14 protein-coding genes and 1 pseudogene are annotated in these 14,012 nt (G+C 65.3%); 6 read left to right on the top strand and 9 right to left on the bottom strand.

Annotation, left to right across the window (positions count from 1 at the left end; translation table 11 throughout):
- Window positions 1-9: 9 nt before the first annotated feature.
- Complete coding sequence (gene hda, locus C4B30_RS10320; protein ID WP_012327945.1) at window positions 10-744, bottom strand: DnaA regulatory inactivator Hda; 735 nt, start codon at window positions 742-744, stop codon at window positions 10-12.
- A 250-nt stretch (window positions 745-994) separates the two neighbouring features.
- On the opposite strand from hda, the gene purM reads away from it, so the two are divergent.
- Complete coding sequence (purM, locus tag C4B30_RS10315; RefSeq protein ID WP_027783630.1) at window positions 995-2,050, top strand: phosphoribosylformylglycinamidine cyclo-ligase; 1,056 nt, start codon at window positions 995-997, stop codon at window positions 2,048-2,050.
- Window positions 2,051-2,161: 111 nt separating this feature from the next.
- The gene (locus tag C4B30_RS10310) at window positions 2,162-2,557 is read left to right on the top strand and encodes a YybH family protein (protein WP_027783631.1); all 396 of its coding nucleotides are present in this window, start codon (window positions 2,162-2,164) and stop codon (window positions 2,555-2,557) included.
- A gap of 135 nt (window positions 2,558-2,692) precedes the next feature.
- Here the strand turns inward: C4B30_RS10310 and miaA are convergent, their stop codons facing one another.
- Window positions 2,693-3,667, bottom strand: coding sequence for a tRNA (adenosine(37)-N6)-dimethylallyltransferase MiaA (miaA, locus tag C4B30_RS10305; RefSeq protein ID WP_105132551.1), 975 nt, complete (start codon window positions 3,665-3,667; stop codon window positions 2,693-2,695).
- A complete protein-coding gene (gene mutL / locus C4B30_RS10300) occupies window positions 3,664-5,649 on the bottom strand; it encodes a DNA mismatch repair endonuclease MutL (protein ID WP_089499671.1) in 1,986 nt (661 codons plus the stop codon). The genes miaA and mutL overlap by 4 nt, the downstream gene beginning before the upstream one ends.
- Before the next feature lie 183 nt (window positions 5,650-5,832).
- Here mutL and C4B30_RS10295 point away from each other — a divergent pair, with 183 nt between their 5' ends.
- Window positions 5,833-6,516, top strand: coding sequence for a DedA family protein (locus tag C4B30_RS10295; protein WP_027783636.1), 684 nt, complete (start codon window positions 5,833-5,835; stop codon window positions 6,514-6,516).
- An 84-nt stretch (window positions 6,517-6,600) separates the two neighbouring features.
- On the opposite strand, the gene C4B30_RS10290 is transcribed toward C4B30_RS10295, so the two are convergent.
- The 5 genes and pseudogenes from C4B30_RS10290 to C4B30_RS10270 all read right to left on the bottom strand — a co-directional run bounded on the left by C4B30_RS10290 (window position 6,601) and on the right by C4B30_RS10270 (window position 10,269).
- Window positions 6,601-7,413, bottom strand: a complete 813-nt coding sequence (locus C4B30_RS10290; RefSeq protein WP_027783637.1) for a mechanosensitive ion channel family protein — start codon at window positions 7,411-7,413, stop codon at window positions 6,601-6,603.
- Window positions 7,414-7,602: 189 nt separating this feature from the next.
- Window positions 7,603-7,758 (bottom strand): annotated as a pseudogene (locus tag C4B30_RS10285) (mannose-1-phosphate guanylyltransferase/mannose-6-phosphate isomerase); the annotation flags it as partial.
- A 91-nt stretch (window positions 7,759-7,849) separates the two neighbouring features.
- Window positions 7,850-8,413 carry an adenylyl-sulfate kinase gene (gene cysC, locus C4B30_RS10280; RefSeq protein ID WP_105132550.1) on the bottom strand — a complete coding sequence of 188 codons (564 nt, stop codon included), beginning with the start codon at window positions 8,411-8,413 and terminating at the stop codon, window positions 7,850-7,852.
- A gap of 490 nt (window positions 8,414-8,903) precedes the next feature.
- Window positions 8,904-9,737 carry a class II glutamine amidotransferase gene (locus C4B30_RS10275; RefSeq protein ID WP_027783639.1) on the bottom strand — a complete coding sequence of 278 codons (834 nt, stop codon included), beginning with the start codon at window positions 9,735-9,737 and terminating at the stop codon, window positions 8,904-8,906.
- 202 nt (window positions 9,738-9,939) lie between these two features.
- Window positions 9,940-10,269, bottom strand: a complete 330-nt coding sequence (locus C4B30_RS10270; protein ID WP_105132549.1) for a carboxymuconolactone decarboxylase family protein — start codon at window positions 10,267-10,269, stop codon at window positions 9,940-9,942.
- Between the two features lie 129 nt (window positions 10,270-10,398).
- On the opposite strand from C4B30_RS10270, the gene C4B30_RS10265 reads away from it, so the two are divergent.
- Both C4B30_RS10265 and yiaA read left to right on the top strand, forming a co-directional pair.
- A complete protein-coding gene (locus tag C4B30_RS10265; protein WP_105132548.1) occupies window positions 10,399-11,346 on the top strand; it encodes a cupin domain-containing protein in 948 nt (315 codons plus the stop codon).
- Between the two features lie 103 nt (window positions 11,347-11,449).
- The gene (gene yiaA, locus C4B30_RS10260; RefSeq protein ID WP_034207840.1) at window positions 11,450-11,893 is read left to right on the top strand and encodes an inner membrane protein YiaA; all 444 of its coding nucleotides are present in this window, start codon (window positions 11,450-11,452) and stop codon (window positions 11,891-11,893) included.
- A 92-nt stretch (window positions 11,894-11,985) separates the two neighbouring features.
- Here the strand turns inward: yiaA and C4B30_RS10255 are convergent, their stop codons facing one another.
- Window positions 11,986-12,711 carry a relaxase/mobilization nuclease domain-containing protein gene (locus C4B30_RS10255; RefSeq protein WP_234015428.1) on the bottom strand — a complete coding sequence of 242 codons (726 nt, stop codon included), beginning with the start codon at window positions 12,709-12,711 and terminating at the stop codon, window positions 11,986-11,988.
- Between the two features lie 882 nt (window positions 12,712-13,593).
- Here C4B30_RS10255 and C4B30_RS35270 point away from each other — a divergent pair.
- A complete protein-coding gene (locus C4B30_RS35270; RefSeq protein ID WP_158683454.1) occupies window positions 13,594-13,797 on the top strand; it encodes a hypothetical protein in 204 nt (67 codons plus the stop codon).
- Window positions 13,798-14,012 lie beyond the last annotated feature (215 nt).

Below are 14,012 nucleotides of genomic sequence, written 5' to 3'. Positions count from 1 at the left end.
AAGCGCATTTTACTCGAAGCGGTTCGGGCCCGTGCCCGGTGGTGTGATGTCGTCGCCGGGACGCGCGAGCATCCGGCGCAGCAGCGGCAGCGTGACCGCGCGTTTCTGCTCGAGCGAGAAGCGGTCGAGCGCGTCGAGCAAGGCCATCAGGCTCGGCATGTCGCGGCGGAAATGGGTCAGCAGGTATGCAGCGATGTCGTCGGTGAGCGCGATCCCGCGCTCCTTCGCCGCGAGCTTGAGCACGGCGATCTTGCCGGCATCGGACGGCGGCGACAGGTGGAACACGAGCCCCCAGCCGAGGCGCGTGCGCAGATCCTCGCGCACGTCGAGCGCGAGCGGCGCCGCCGGGCCCGCCGCGACGAACGCGCTCGACGGGTGGGCGCGCACTTCGTTGAACAGGTTGAACAGCGCGACCTGCTGCGTGTCGCTCATCCGGTCGCAGTCGTCGATCGCATAGATGCCGATGCGCGGGTCGAACGTGAACGCGCCGAGCGGGCTCTGCGGCGTCAGGTAGCGCGCATAGCCGTACGACGCGTCGCTCACGAGCGCCTGCAGCAGGTGGGTGCGGCCGCTGCCGGGCTCGCCCCAGATATAGAACGACCGGTCCGGCACGGGGCCGGCCGCGAGCGCGAGATCGAGCTTCTGCAGGCGCGTGACGAGCTCGTCGTTCTCGTCGCTCATGATGAAGTTGTCGAACGTGGCGGGCGGCGGCGTGCCGAGATCGAGCGTCAGTTGACGGGACACAGCAGTCACAATGCGGGTCGGTTGAAAAAACGCGTGCCGTACGCCGGGCACGCGCGGGGGAAAGCGCCCCGGCTGGCTTCACGCGCGACCGTACGCACGGCGCGGCGCGGGTTTCGGCGCGCTTCGCCCGGCGATGAAAACGGGGACGTGTTGACCAAGATGCAATCCCTGACGATTCGGTGCTGGGAATTCCGGCCAACGGGCCGGCTTCGGGTAAAATCGCATTTTACCGACCTTCTCGCATTCCCCCATGAATCCTCCGAAATCCGCTCCCGACGCTCAGGGTCTGTCCTATCGCGACGCAGGTGTCGACATCGACGCAGGCGACGCGCTCATCGACAAGATCAAGCCTTTTGCGAAGAAAACCCTGCGCGACGGCGTGCTCGGCGGCATCGGCGGGTTCGGCGCGCTGTTCGAAGTGCCGAAGAAGTACAAGGAGCCCGTGCTCGTATCGGGCACCGACGGCGTGGGCACCAAGCTCAAGCTGGCCTTTCATCTGAACAAACACGACACCGTCGGCCAGGATCTCGTCGCGATGAGCGTGAACGACATCCTCGTGCAAGGCGCCGAGCCGCTGTTCTTCCTCGACTACTTCGCGTGCGGCAAGCTCGACGTCGACACGGCCGCAACCGTCGTCAAGGGCATCGCGCAGGGCTGCGAACTGTCGGGCTGCGCGCTGATCGGCGGCGAGACGGCCGAAATGCCGGGCATGTACCCGGACGGCGAATACGATCTGGCCGGCTTCGCGGTCGGCGCGGTCGAGAAGAGCAAGATCATCGACGGCAGCACGATTGCCGAGGGCGACGTGGTGCTCGGCCTCGCATCGAGCGGCATCCACTCGAACGGCTTCTCGCTCGTGCGCAAGATCATCGAGCGCGCGAATCCCGATCTGTCGGCGGATTTCCACGGCCGCTCGCTGGCCGACGCGCTGATGGCCCCGACGCGCATCTACGTGAAGCCGCTGCTCGCGCTGATGCAGAAGCTGACGGTGAAGGGCATGGCGCACATCACGGGCGGCGGCCTCGTCGAGAACATCCCGCGCGTGCTGCGCGAAGGCCTCACCGCCGAGCTCGACCAGCACGCGTGGCCGCTGCCGCCGCTGTTCAAGTGGCTGCAGGAGCACGGCGGCGTCGCCGACGCGGAAATGCACCGCGTGTTCAACTGCGGGATCGGCATGGCCGTGATCGTCTCGGCGGCCGATGCCGATGCAGCGATCGCCGACCTGACCGCCGCCGGCGAACAGGTGTGGAAGATCGGCACCGTGCGTGCGACCCGCGAAGGCGAGGCGCAGACGGTCGTGGTCTGACGCACGGCAAGCAGCAGAATGCAGTACGGAAAGCCGCCCGGAATCGATCCGGGCGGCTTTTTTTCGGGCGCCGCGTGCGGTCGGACGCGCGCCGATGAAGGAGGGACGACGATGACCGAAGATGAACGCGCGATCCGCGAGCTCGTGGAAAACTGGTTCGTGTCGAGTCGGCGGGGCGATCTGGCGACCGTGCTCGACCTGATCGCCGACGACGCGATCTTCATGGTGGCCGGCAAGCCGCCGTTCGACAAGGCGGCGTTCGCGGCCGCGTCGCGCGAAGCGAACGCGGGTGCGGAGCACGCTCCGAAGGTCGACGGCCGCTACCGGATCGACGAGCTGTGCGTGATCGGCGACTGGGCGTACATGCGCAATTTCCTCGAGATCGACGCGACGCCGCCGGGCGGCGAGACGATCCACCGCTCGGGCCATACGCTGACGATCTTCCGCAAGGCCGGCGGCCGCTGGCAGCTCGTGCGCGATGCGAATCTCGTGACGCTCGCGGGCTGAGCGCGGCGGCACATGCCCACGCTTACGCGGACGCCCGCGGCGCGTTCGCCGGGCGCGCCCCGGCCAGCAAGGGCGGCACGTGGATCGTCGACGGCGCCCGCGCGCGCCTGGCGGCGCGTCGGGCGGGCTGACGCGTCAGCCCGGCGTACGGCCGTCGAGGACGCGTTCGAGCGCGTCGAGGGCGCGGGCCGTCGAATCCGGCGCGATGCAGTCCACCACGATCCGCTCCGGCATCGCGCGCAGCCACGTGATCTGGCGTTTGCACAGCTGGCGTGTCGCGAAGATGCCCTTGTCGCGCATCGTTCGGTAGTCGGTATCGCCGTCTAGGAACTCCCACGCCTGCCGGTAGCCGACGCAGCGCATCGACGGCAGATCGGGATGGAGATCGTCGCGGCGCCGCAGTCGTTCGACTTCGTCGATGAAGCCCGCGTCGAGCATCGCGTCGAAGCGCTGCGCGATCCGCGCGTGCAGCACCGCGCGATCCGACGGCTCGAGCGCGACCGGCACGAAGCGGTACGCGGCGGCCGCATCGTCCGTGCGGCGCGGCGCGGCGAGCAGCGCCGACATCGGCTGCCCGCTCAGCATGAAGATTTCCAGTGCGCGCTGGATCCGCTGGGAATCGTTCGGCGCGAGCCGCGCGGCCGTGTCGGGATCGACCTGTGCGAGCCGCGCGTGCAGCGCGGGCCAGCCGTCGCGCGCGGCGTCGGCGTCGAGTGTCGCGCGGACCGCCGGGTCGGCGCCCGGCAGATCGTTGAGCCCTTGCGTCAGCGCCTTGTAGTACAGCATCGTGCCGCCCGCCAGCAACGGCGTGCGGCCGCGCGCGACGATCTCGCCGATCAGGCGCAGCGCGTCCGCGCGGAATTCCGCGGCCGAATACGCGTCGGCCGGGTCGATGATGTCGATCAGGTGATGCGGCACGCTCGCGCGCTCGTCGTGCGACGGTTTCGCGGTGCCGATATCCATGTCGCGGTAGACGAGCGCCGAATCGACGCTGACGATCTCGATCGGGCGGCGCGCGGCGAGTGCCAGCGCCGCGGCCGTCTTGCCGGAAGCGGTGGGGCCGAGCAGGCAGGCGATCGTCGTCGGGCTGGATGGCGAAGAAGCGCTCATTGCCCGCGCATGAAGAGACGGTCGAGATCGTTCAGCGTGAGCTGATACCAGGTCGGCCGGCCGTGATTGCACTGATCCGCGCGCTCGGTCGCCTCCATCTGGCGCAGCAGCGCGTTCATCTCGTCGAGGGTCAGGCGCCGGTTCGCCCGCACCGCGTGGTGGCACGCGAGCGTGCCGAGCAGTTCGTGCTGGCGCTCGGTGAGCACGCGCGAGCCGCCGAACGCGTGCAGGTCGGCGAGCACCGCGCGCGCGAGCGCCTGCAGGTCCGCATCCTTCAGCAGCGCCGGCACCGCGCGGATCGCGAGCGTCGTCGGCGACAGCACCGCGAGATCGAAGCCGAGCGATTCGAGCGTGTCGCGCTCTTCCTCGACCGTGCCGATCTCGACCGGCGTGGCCGTCATCGAGATCGGCAGCAGCAGCGACTGCACGGCGACCGAGCGATCGGCGAGGGCGTTCTTGAACTGCTCGTACAGGATCCGCTCGTGCGCCGCATGCATGTCGACGATCACGAGACCGTACGCGTTCTGCGCGAGCACGTAGATGCCGTGGATCTGGCCGAGCGCGAAGCCGAGCGGCTGCTCGTCGTGCGCGCCGGCGGCGAGCGGCGACGCGGCGAAGCCCGGCAGCGGCGCGACCGGTGCGTCGGCCGAATCGCGGGCGATGAGCGTCGTGCCGTCCGGCGTGCCCGCGCCGCTGTCCTTGCGGCCGAACAGCGCGTCGTAGAGCGCGAGCGGCTGCGCGACGGGCAGCGTGCCCTGCGTCATCCGCGCCTGGCGCATCCACGTGTTGCCCGCCGACGATGAAGACGACGGCGACGAGAAACCGCTGCCGCCGGTCGCGGCGCTCGGGCCCTGGCCGAGCGGCGTATCGAGGAACGATGCCGGCCCGCGCGGCGCCGGTTCGATATGCGCGGCATGGCCGCCCGCGGTGGTTTCCGGCGATGCGCCCGCGTGGCGCGCGAGCGCACGCTGCACCGCATGGAACACGTACTGGTGGATCGAGCGCGAATCGCGGAACCGGACTTCGATCTTCGACGGATGCACGTTCACGTCGACGGCTTCGGGCGGCAGGTCGAGGAACAGCACGTACGACGGGTAACGGTCGCCGTGCAGCACGTCCTCGTAGGCCGCTCGCACCGCGTGAGTCAGCAGCTTGTCGCGCACGAAGCGGCCGTTCACGAAGAAATACTGCTGGTCGGCGCGCCCGCGGCTCGCGGTCGGCAGGCCGGCGCAACCGTAGACGGCGAGCGGACCGGCCTGCTCGTCGAGCGGCAGGTGCGCGGTCGCGAAGCTGTCGCCGAGGATCTTCGCGACACGCTGCGCGGGCTCGGTCGCATTCCAGTGCTCGACGGCCTTGCCGTTGTGCAGCACCGAGATCGCGACGTCCGGCCGTGCAAGCGCCGCGCGGCGGATCATTTCCAGACAGTGGCCGAATTCCGTCTGCTCGCTCTTCAGGAACTTGCGCCGCGCGGGCGTGTTGAAGTACAGCTCGCGCACCTCGATCGTCGTGCCGGTCGAGCCGGCGGCGGGCGACAGCACGCCCGTCTGCGCATCGATCTTCATCGCGTGCGCGGCATCGGCCGTGCGGCTCGTGATCGACATCTCGGCGACCGACGCGATCGACGCGAGCGCTTCGCCGCGAAAACCCAGCGTCGCGACCGCCTCGAGCTCCTCGAGCGAGCGGATCTTGCTGGTCGCGTGGCGCATCAGCGCGAGCGCCAGTTCGTCGGGCGGAATCCCGCAGCCGTCGTCGGTGATCGAGATGCGCTTGACGCCGCCTTCTTCCAGCACGATGCGCAGCGTCGTCGCGCCGGCGTCCATCGCGTTCTCGAGCAGTTCCTTGACGACCGACGCCGGGCGTTCGACGACCTCGCCGGCGGCGATCTGGCTGATCAGCTGGTCGGGCAGGGGCTGGATCGCGCGCAGCGGGCGCGCGGCGGGGGCGGGCGCGGCGCCCGCGGCCGTTTCGGTGATATCGGACATGGCCGAATTATAGCGAGGCCGCGAACGCGTGCCGGGGCGGGCGGCCGTTACGTTTTTTCACGGAGCCTTAAGGGAGTTTCGGTATCATCACCCAGTTGCACGCGCCGCCTTGACTGGCGGGCGCCTCGGCCATCCCTGGCCTGTTCCGGCCGTTCCGGCCCTACCGCCTTCGAGGAATCGCATTTGGATACGCTGCTTCATTTCGTCAATCTTGTCCTGCATATCGACGCTTTCCTCGGCGATTTCATCCGGCAGTACGGCGCGTGGGTCTATCTCGTCCTGTTCCTGATCGTGTTCTGCGAGACGGGGCTCGTCGTCTTTCCGTTCCTCCCCGGCGATTCGCTGCTGTTCATCGGCGGCGCGTTCGCGGCGACGGGCGAAATGAACGTCGGCCTGCTGATCGTGCTGCTGCTCGTCGCGGCGATCTCCGGCAACACCGTGAACTACCTGATCGGCCGCTGGGTCGGCCCGAAGGTGTTCAATACGCATATTCCGGTGCTCGAGCGCTTCCTCGATCGCGCCGCGCTGCAGAAGACCCACTCGTTCTACGACAAGCACGGCGGCAAGACGATCGTGCTCGCGCGTTTCATTCCGGTCGTGCGCACGTTCGCGCCGTTCGTCGCGGGCGCGTCGTCGATGAGCGTCGCGCGCTTCCAGTTGTTCAACATGATCGGCGCGCTGGTGTGGGTGCTGCTGCTCGTGCTGCTCGGCTATTTCTTCGGCAACATCCCGTTCATCCGCCAGTACCTGAACGTGATCGTGCTGGTCGGGATCGGCGCGGCGATCGTGCCGGTCGCGCTCGGCGCGGTGTGGAAGCTCGTGCGCGGGCGGCGGTCGGATGAGGCGCCGAAGGCGGGCGGGCGCTGAGCGCGCGTTCGTTGGTTTCGGTGAAGTGAGAAAAGCGTGGCGGGTGCCACGCTTTTTTTTCGTGCGGTTTGGCCGCTGCTGCCGTTACGCGTTGCGATGCGAGATCGGCGTTTCCGGCGTCGGATAACCGGCGTCGCGGAACGTTTCGAGGATCACGCGGTTGGTGTCGCAGTACACCTGCCAGTAGTTCTCCGGCTGAGTCGACGGGCGCACGAACAGCAGCGGGCCTTCCGGCGTGAACTGCAGCACGCCGATGTCCGGTGCCGGCACTTTCAGCACGTTCGGAACCAACTGGATCTGCGCCTTCAGGCGGGTGATCGCATCGACCGCATCGACGCTGTTCGCGATCTTCGCGGTGAGGTCGACGCGGCGGTGCGGCGTCGCGCTGTAGTTCGCGATGTTGTCCGAGAAGATCTTGTTGTTGCCGACGATCGTCACGATGTTGTCGGCGGTGACGATCGTCGTGCCGAACAGGCCGAGCTCCTTCACGGTGCCCGTGACGCCGCCCGCGCTGATCACGTCGCCGATCTTGAACGGGCGCAGCACCTGCATGAACACGCCGGCGGCGAAATGCGCGAGCAGGCCGCCCCAGGCCGTGCCGATCGCGAGGCCGAGGCCGGCGAGCAGCGCGGCGAACGAGGTGGTCTGCACGCCGAAGATCTGCAGGATCGCGAGGATCAGCAGGATCGTCAGCAGCACGCCGACGACGGAGGTCAGGTAGTCGGTGAGCGTCGGGTCGACCTTGCCGCTGCGGCGAACGACCTTGCCGAGCAGGCGGGTACCGATGCGGATTGCCCAGCGGCCGATGAACCACAAGACGACCGCGGCGAGGAGGTTCAGGCCGAAGTCGAGGCCGCGGGTCATCAGGAATTGCTGGGCGGTGGCGAGATCGATCATGCGTTCTCCGAAGTCAAGGGTAAAAGGGCGGCGCATGCACCGGAATGGGAGGCGCTTTTATAACCTGAGCCGGGAGGGGCGGGCAACCGGGCTGACATTGGTTGACGGAATGAAAAACGGGCAGGACGCGGGTGCGTGCTGCCCGTTTTCGGCCCGGCCGGTCGTCGCGCGCGTCGGGTGTCGAGTTGCTTACCGCGCGGCGCGGCCGTAGGTGTCCTCGAAGCGGACGATGTCGTCTTCGCCGAGATACGCGCCCGACTGGACCTCGATCAGCTCGAGCGGAATCTTGCCGGGGTTCGTCAGCCGGTGAGTCGCACCGAGCGGGAAGTAGGTCGATTGATTCTCGATCAGGTCGCATCGCGGTGGCCGACGATGGCACGGTGCTCGCGGTGAGGGAGGTTCATCACGGGCGGCGGACGACGGTCGACGATGGGCATCAGCCGTTCAACGGCAATTTCCGCATGATCGCGTGCACGCATTCCAGCGGGCCTGCTTCGCCCGTGCGCACATGCACGTCGGGCGATACCGGTTTTTCATAGGTCGATTCGATGCCGGTGAACTGCCGAAGGGTCCCTTGCCTTGCCCGCGCGTAGAGCCCTTTGGGGGCGCGCGCTTCCGCCACATCCAGCGCAACGTCGACGAAGACTTCGAAAAACATGCCCTGCGGAAAACGTGCGCGCGCGTTGGCGCGGGCCTCCCGAAACGGCGAGATCAGCGCGACGATGACGACGAGCCCGGCATCCACCATCAGGCGCGCGACCTCGGCCGTCCGACGAATGTTCTCGTGGCGGTCTGCGTCGCTGAATCCAAGGTCCCGATTCAATCCTTCGCGAAGCTGGTCGCCGTCCAGCAGAAAAGTCCGAAGGCCGCGCGCATCGAGTTGTTCCTTCAGAACATTCGAGAGCGTCGATTTACCGGCACCGGACACACCGGTGAGCCATACCACGAAGGCATGGTCCTGCTTCATGCTGGAAAGCACGGATTGATTGCCCGTCGGCATGACAGGGAGGGACTTGGGGAGATCTTGAGTCATCTCGGATTCGATGTGCCGGTAACTGCGTCGTACTTTATTGATGCGAATTCATTCGTCGCCGAATTGTAACGGTGCTTTTAAAAATTTGTAACTTGAATATTTTGATCAGGAATAAGCGTTCGCCTTCAAGCGGCGCGACGGTGTGCGAACGTCATCTTCCCGGTAATGATTGCCGGTCCGTCGTAATAATTCGAAATAAATGTGCGTTATCGACGGGTTCTCGATCATGTATCGATTATCGTCCCCGATTTTGGGTCGGCATGAAATCACACAGGTATTAATTTTTTATTTAGTCAAAACCGAAATGGTCCGCGCGGGGTTGCTTTCTTGGACCCTTCCAATTGCGTCGGCATTACCGAGCGCCGAGCCTCCTTAAAAGCCGGATCGCCGCGATTGCCTTGTCTCGCCGAAGATTTCGCCACCTGAATGCGCTCGATTTCTTCAGGACTGCGGCATGTCATTTGTGCCGCGGCCCGAACGGCCGCTGCTGCACATCGGCGCCGTGCGCGACGATCGCCATTCCCTCCGGCACTTCCTCCCACGCGCCGCGCAGGTCGACGAGCGGCTCCGACACGACCATGAACGCATCGTCACCGGCTTCGGCGATACGCGGGTTATGCGGATACAGCTCGTGGAGGTGCTTGAACGACGTGCTGTGGAACAGCGAGCGCGATTGCCGTTCGCTCGAGTAACGCACCGCGACGATCCGTTCGCCATCGGTCGCGCAGATCGTCATGTTGAGCGGATCGGCGATGCGGTGCCGCGCGGCGGTTTCCTCCACCACGCCGACCATCCGTTCGAGCGCCGGCAGCGGCGCCTGCTCGAGACCGTACGTCAGCGCGAGGCGGAACATCAGCTCGGAGTCGGTCGAGCCTTCGAGCGTCGGGAACAGCGCGGGATCGACCTTCATCGTCAGGTCGCGGCGCAACTTGTGGAAGTCGCGGATCAGCCCGTTGTGCGCGAACAGCCAGCGGCCGTGGCGGAACGGATGGCAGTTGGTTTCCTGCACGGGCGTGTCGGTCGCCGCGCGAATGTGTGCAACGAACATCCGCGAGCGGATCGCACGCGCGGCTTCGCGCAGGTTGCGATCGTTCCATGCGGGATGCACGGAGCGATAGCGGAACGGGAGTTCATCGGGATGCCCGTACCAGCCGATGCCGAAGCCGTCGCCGTTGGTGGTCGTGGCGCCCAGCTCCGAATGCAGGCTCTGGTCGATCAGCGAATGCTTCGCGCGGAACAGCACCGTTTCCAGGTGGATCGGATTACCCGTATAGGCGAGCCAGCGGCACATGAAGCGCTCCTTCACGATGTATCGTTCGCGCATGGTAGCCGACTCCGCGACGCTTACGCATCATGCAGGCGAGTCACCCGCCATCGTCATGCATGACCTTCGCCTGTGCGTGATGCGCAGGCGCCCGGCCATGCGGCCGGGCGCCATGCAACGCAGCAGTTCAGTGCGGTGCGAGACGAGGGCGGTGCCGCAACGCGCCGGTTCAGTCGCCGAGCGCGTCCATCACACGCGCCGAATAGATGAGCGCCGCGCCCGCATTCAACGCAATCGCGACGCCGAGCGCTTCCGCCACTTCCTCCTTGGTCGCGCCATGTTTGGTCGCTTCGGCCGTATGCACGGCGATACAGCCGTCACAGCGCGTCGTTACGGCCACCGCGAGCGCGATCAGCTCGCGCGTCTTCGCGTCGAGATGGCCGGTCTTGGCGCCCGCGCCGGACAGCGCCTTGTAGCCGGCCAGCGTATCGGGCGACAGCTTGGCGATGTCGCCGATACGCGTCGAGAGTTCCTTCCGGTATTCGTTCCAGTTCAGCATGATGCGTCCTTGTCGAGAAGAGTGAGGAGGGCGGCGGGCGCCGCGATTTCGGGCGATGCAGGGCTATTCTGATCGCTCGCGCTGAGGGTTTCGATACGCTAGAGTGTCAATTTTTAGCGCAATCGTCTCATGGATGCATTGAGTCAACTGCTGTCGCTCGGTCGCAGCCATGTCGAGCTCGACGTGCGTTGCCTGCTCGACGGCCCGTTCGCGATGCCGCACGACCCGCTGCCGCCCGGCGAGGCGGCGTTCCACCTGGTGCTGGCCGGAACGTGCCGGCTGCGTACCGCCGACGGGCGCACGCTGCAACTCGCCGACGGCGATTTCGTGCTGCTGCCCGCGGGCAGCGCGCACGACCTGCTCGACGCAGCGGGCAGCCGGTCGAAGCCGCTCGTGCCGTTGTTCGATTCGCGCGCCGACGACGGCGCGGTGCTGCCGGTCAAGTCGAATCTCGATCCGGCCGAATCGGGCGGCGCGAGCGTGGATCTGCTCTGCGGACGGTTCGTCTATGCGCGCGGCGCGGGTGAACTGCTGATGCGCACGCTGCCGCAGGTGCTGCACGTCGGGTTGCGCGACGCATCGGGCGCCGCGCCGCTGCAACTGCTGACGAGCGTGCTGCGTACGGAGGCGTCGAATGTGCAGCCGGGCGCCGGCGCGATCGTGAACGCGCTCGGGCAGGCGTTGCTCGCGTATGCACTGCGCGCGTACGGCCGCGGCGCGCGCGTGCCGTCCGGCTGGCTCGCGCTCGCGGCCGATGCGCGCCTCGGCCCGTCGGTCCAGGCCGTGCTGCAGGCGCCGGCGCAACCGTGGACGGTCGAATCGCTCGGCGCCGCGGCGGCGATGTCGCGTGCGACCTACGCGAGGCATTTCCGCGAGAAGGCCGGGATGAGCGTCGGCGCATTCGTCGCGCGGATCAGGATGATGCATGCGTGCGCGCTGCTGCAGGACACGCAGCGCGGGCAGGCGGAAATCGGGCAGGCGGTCGGTTATCAGTCGGAGGCCGCATTCGGCAAGGCGTTTCGCGCGGTACTCGGCACGACGCCGGGGCGCTGGCGGCGCGCGCGGCGCGAAACGTGAGCATGCGAGCACGCCCGCCGTGACGCGCGCCAAAGCTGCTACCATGCGCCAAACGCAGTTCAACGAAAACGATTTCGAACAACAAGAAAGAGAGGGCAAAGCAATGAACCAGACCACCATCCAGCAACCGTCGTTCGCATTCGTGGCCGCGTCGTGGGCCGCGCTGCTCGCCGGTTTCGCGGCATTCCTGATCGGGCTCTGGAACGCCGGGATGCAGCTCAACGAGAAGGGCTACTACTTCACCGTGCTGGTGTTCGGCCTCTATGCGGCGATCTCGCTGCAGAAGAGCGTGCGCGACCGCGCGGAGGGCATTCCCGTCACCGGCATCTACTACGGCCTCAGCTGGATCGCGCTGCTGCTGTCGATCGCACTGCTGATCGTTGGTCTTTTCAACGCGACGCTTCAATTGAGCGAGAAGGGCTTTTACGCGATGTCGTTCGTGCTCGCGCTGTTCGGCTCGGTGGCCGTGCAGAAGAACACGCGCGACTTGCAGAACGCGAAGCCGCGCTATACCGACGCCGATCCCGCGCCGTCGATCCAGGAGTGATATCGCGTGCAGCGGGCGCCTGCCGTCCTTTCGTTTCGTTATGCCATCGTGCATGACGAAGAAGATACTTTGGATGCCGACGGCCTCGCTAATTAGCGACCTATCTCTATCGATGGCTCGCAACTATTTTCAGGGCGCAGCTCGTCCGCATATGGCGTACGTTGCGTGACAGCCTGAGGCGACTGTGGCGCCTCTGGGTTTAGGGTCCGGACTGGCATTCGCCGAGCAAAGTCTGCGATGTTCATCGCCATTTCGCGGTCTTCGGGGGAATCGGAATGAGCCAAGGTGCGCGCGACTTTATACCAGTTGCCTAGCGTCTCCATGTGGGCGCCCCACATTGCACATCGGGTCTCGATGTCGATGGCATGCGTGCCATTGAAAGGGTGTCCGCCTCGTAACGCCACCCGGAGCGCTGCTTGTTTAGGAAAGTACTGTATTTGCCCGCGTACTGTTCTAGAAGTAGCGTTCGCGTCGACGCCGCGTGCCCGCAATTGCTGCGCGAATGCTTCTCGCCAACGATGCAAATCCTGCTTTCGGGGATTGAGCCGACGACCGTCGGGGCCACGCGCATGGACGCATAAATGTACATGGGGATGCGCTTCGTCATTGTGCAGTGCGAATACATATGGTCGTCCATCACCAAATGTTTCCTGGGCGAACATCCTTGCTGCATCCCATACGATCTCGCTATCGGTACCAGGCGGCATCGAGAGCACCACATTGAGGGTTTCCCTGCGTTTGCTTTCATTTGGAATGCCCCAACTGCCCCAGTGCCACTGCTCGAAAAGATCCTGCAATGCCACTTCTCCGGAGATCATGCGTCCGTCTTGATCCTCCAGATCAACGCTACCATGTCGCGAAATGTATCGCAGATGGCGCCGAACCGCCTTCATTCCCTGCGTGCCCGATGCTCTGTTCGATATCTTCACCATTACTTCGGGCGCCCCTCGAAGCGTTCGGGCGATCCTTTCGCGCAAATGTAGCGCGTCCTGCTGTAAGGCCCAGTGGGGCAGATGCAGGCCACGGGCGTGGCGAAGTGCACTGGGGAATAGCCGATCTCCCCAGTTCACCAAGAGTGCATCAACATAGGTCTTTGGGAACGGCATTTTAACGGCTCCAGCGATCTAGATTGCTTCGCAAAAGCGTCGCCGTGGTACGCAAATGTGCCTCTATTGCGGTGCGGACTTGCTCCCAGTTAAACGACTTATTGCAATCGTTCGTGGCTGCTTCCCTCGCACATTCGCCTAGCAGCGTTCGGATTATTGCGAGCTGCCTATTTGACTCCGCAACAAGCACCATCTCTCTGCTGCTAAGTTGCGGTTCGCCGGTAAGCTTCGCCCGAACCAAGGCGACGATCCAACGGTTCGGCGTGAAACCGCGAACGTAAGCTATGCCCCTAACGCGTTCCAGTTCGGCGTTGGTAAGTCCGATCGAGACGCGTGCGCACGGCCCATTGCGAGCAGGTAGCGTCTGCGGCGCCCGGGGTTGAGTTTCTGCAACACCAACTGTTTCGGTAATGATTCGCCTCAATTCCTCACTCGGCGTCACACCACGTTGCGCACACCATGTTGCCCATCGGGATTTTAGCGTTCCCAATTCCACGCTTAGTCGAGACCGGCCAAGTGTACCAGCCTTGTGTCGTACGCTCGTAGTCATCGATGGTCCTCCGACATCCGTAAGTTCATGCGCTTCGCTGCGAGATGGCAACGAAGGTGATGTCTTGGCAATTGCTTCTCGAACGGCTCGATCGTTCGATTGGCTGCAATAAAAACGCGCTGCGATTCAAAATCGGAAAAGACAGCCCGGAGCTACCGCAGATCAATGGTGCTATCTGCGGCGAGCGGTTCGGGTCCGAGATGTTGACTTTTAATCTAAGCAAATATCGCGAAGGCGACAACTACTAAAGTCAGGAGGGTTCCTCATGCGAGCATTGCTGTCGTGCTGACCGACTTGCAAGCCGCAGAAGTTTCATCTGCACCGATGCTGCCGGATGCAGTCCGCCCGTAGGAGGCGTGCAACATTGTTCCGCGACTCGCGTGAGGTGCGCCGCATCGGAGAAATGCAATTGCCCCATCAGCGACTTTCAGGCAAGGACGGCTTTCTGGATGACCACCTGTAT

The organism is Burkholderia sp. BE12 (genome assembly GCF_002959955.1).
Taxonomy (GTDB): domain Bacteria; phylum Pseudomonadota; class Gammaproteobacteria; order Burkholderiales; family Burkholderiaceae; genus Burkholderia.
The sequence above is the reverse complement of the archived record's forward strand: the minus strand, read 5'-3'. Positions and strand labels throughout refer to the sequence as shown.

What these genes read in the sequence shown, in the direction of transcription:
- mutL (WP_089499671.1), bottom strand. Translation starts at nt 5,649, where the DNA reads ATGTCCGATATCACCGAAACGGCCGCGGGCGCCGCGCCCGCCCCCGCC.
- yiaA (WP_034207840.1), top strand. Translation starts at nt 11,450, where the DNA reads ATGAACCAGACCACCATCCAGCAACCGTCGTTCGCATTCGTGGCCGCG.
- C4B30_RS10270 (WP_105132549.1), bottom strand. Translation starts at nt 10,269, where the DNA reads ATGCTGAACTGGAACGAATACCGGAAGGAACTCTCGACGCGTATCGGC.
- miaA (WP_105132551.1), bottom strand. Translation starts at nt 3,667, where the DNA reads ATGAGCGCTTCTTCGCCATCCAGCCCGACGACGATCGCCTGCCTGCTC.
- purM (WP_027783630.1), top strand. Translation starts at nt 995, where the DNA reads ATGAATCCTCCGAAATCCGCTCCCGACGCTCAGGGTCTGTCCTATCGC.
- C4B30_RS10265 (WP_105132548.1), top strand. Translation starts at nt 10,399, where the DNA reads ATGGATGCATTGAGTCAACTGCTGTCGCTCGGTCGCAGCCATGTCGAG.
- C4B30_RS35270 (WP_158683454.1), top strand. Translation starts at nt 13,594, where the DNA reads ATGGCAACGAAGGTGATGTCTTGGCAATTGCTTCTCGAACGGCTCGAT.
- C4B30_RS10310 (WP_027783631.1), top strand. Translation starts at nt 2,162, where the DNA reads ATGACCGAAGATGAACGCGCGATCCGCGAGCTCGTGGAAAACTGGTTC.
- C4B30_RS10255 (WP_234015428.1), bottom strand. Translation starts at nt 12,711, where the DNA reads ATGATCTCCGGAGAAGTGGCATTGCAGGATCTTTTCGAGCAGTGGCAC.
- C4B30_RS10275 (WP_027783639.1), bottom strand. Translation starts at nt 9,737, where the DNA reads ATGTGCCGCTGGCTCGCCTATACGGGTAATCCGATCCACCTGGAAACG.
- C4B30_RS10290 (WP_027783637.1), bottom strand. Translation starts at nt 7,413, where the DNA reads ATGATCGATCTCGCCACCGCCCAGCAATTCCTGATGACCCGCGGCCTC.
- cysC (WP_105132550.1), bottom strand. Translation starts at nt 8,413, where the DNA reads ATGCCGACGGGCAATCAATCCGTGCTTTCCAGCATGAAGCAGGACCAT.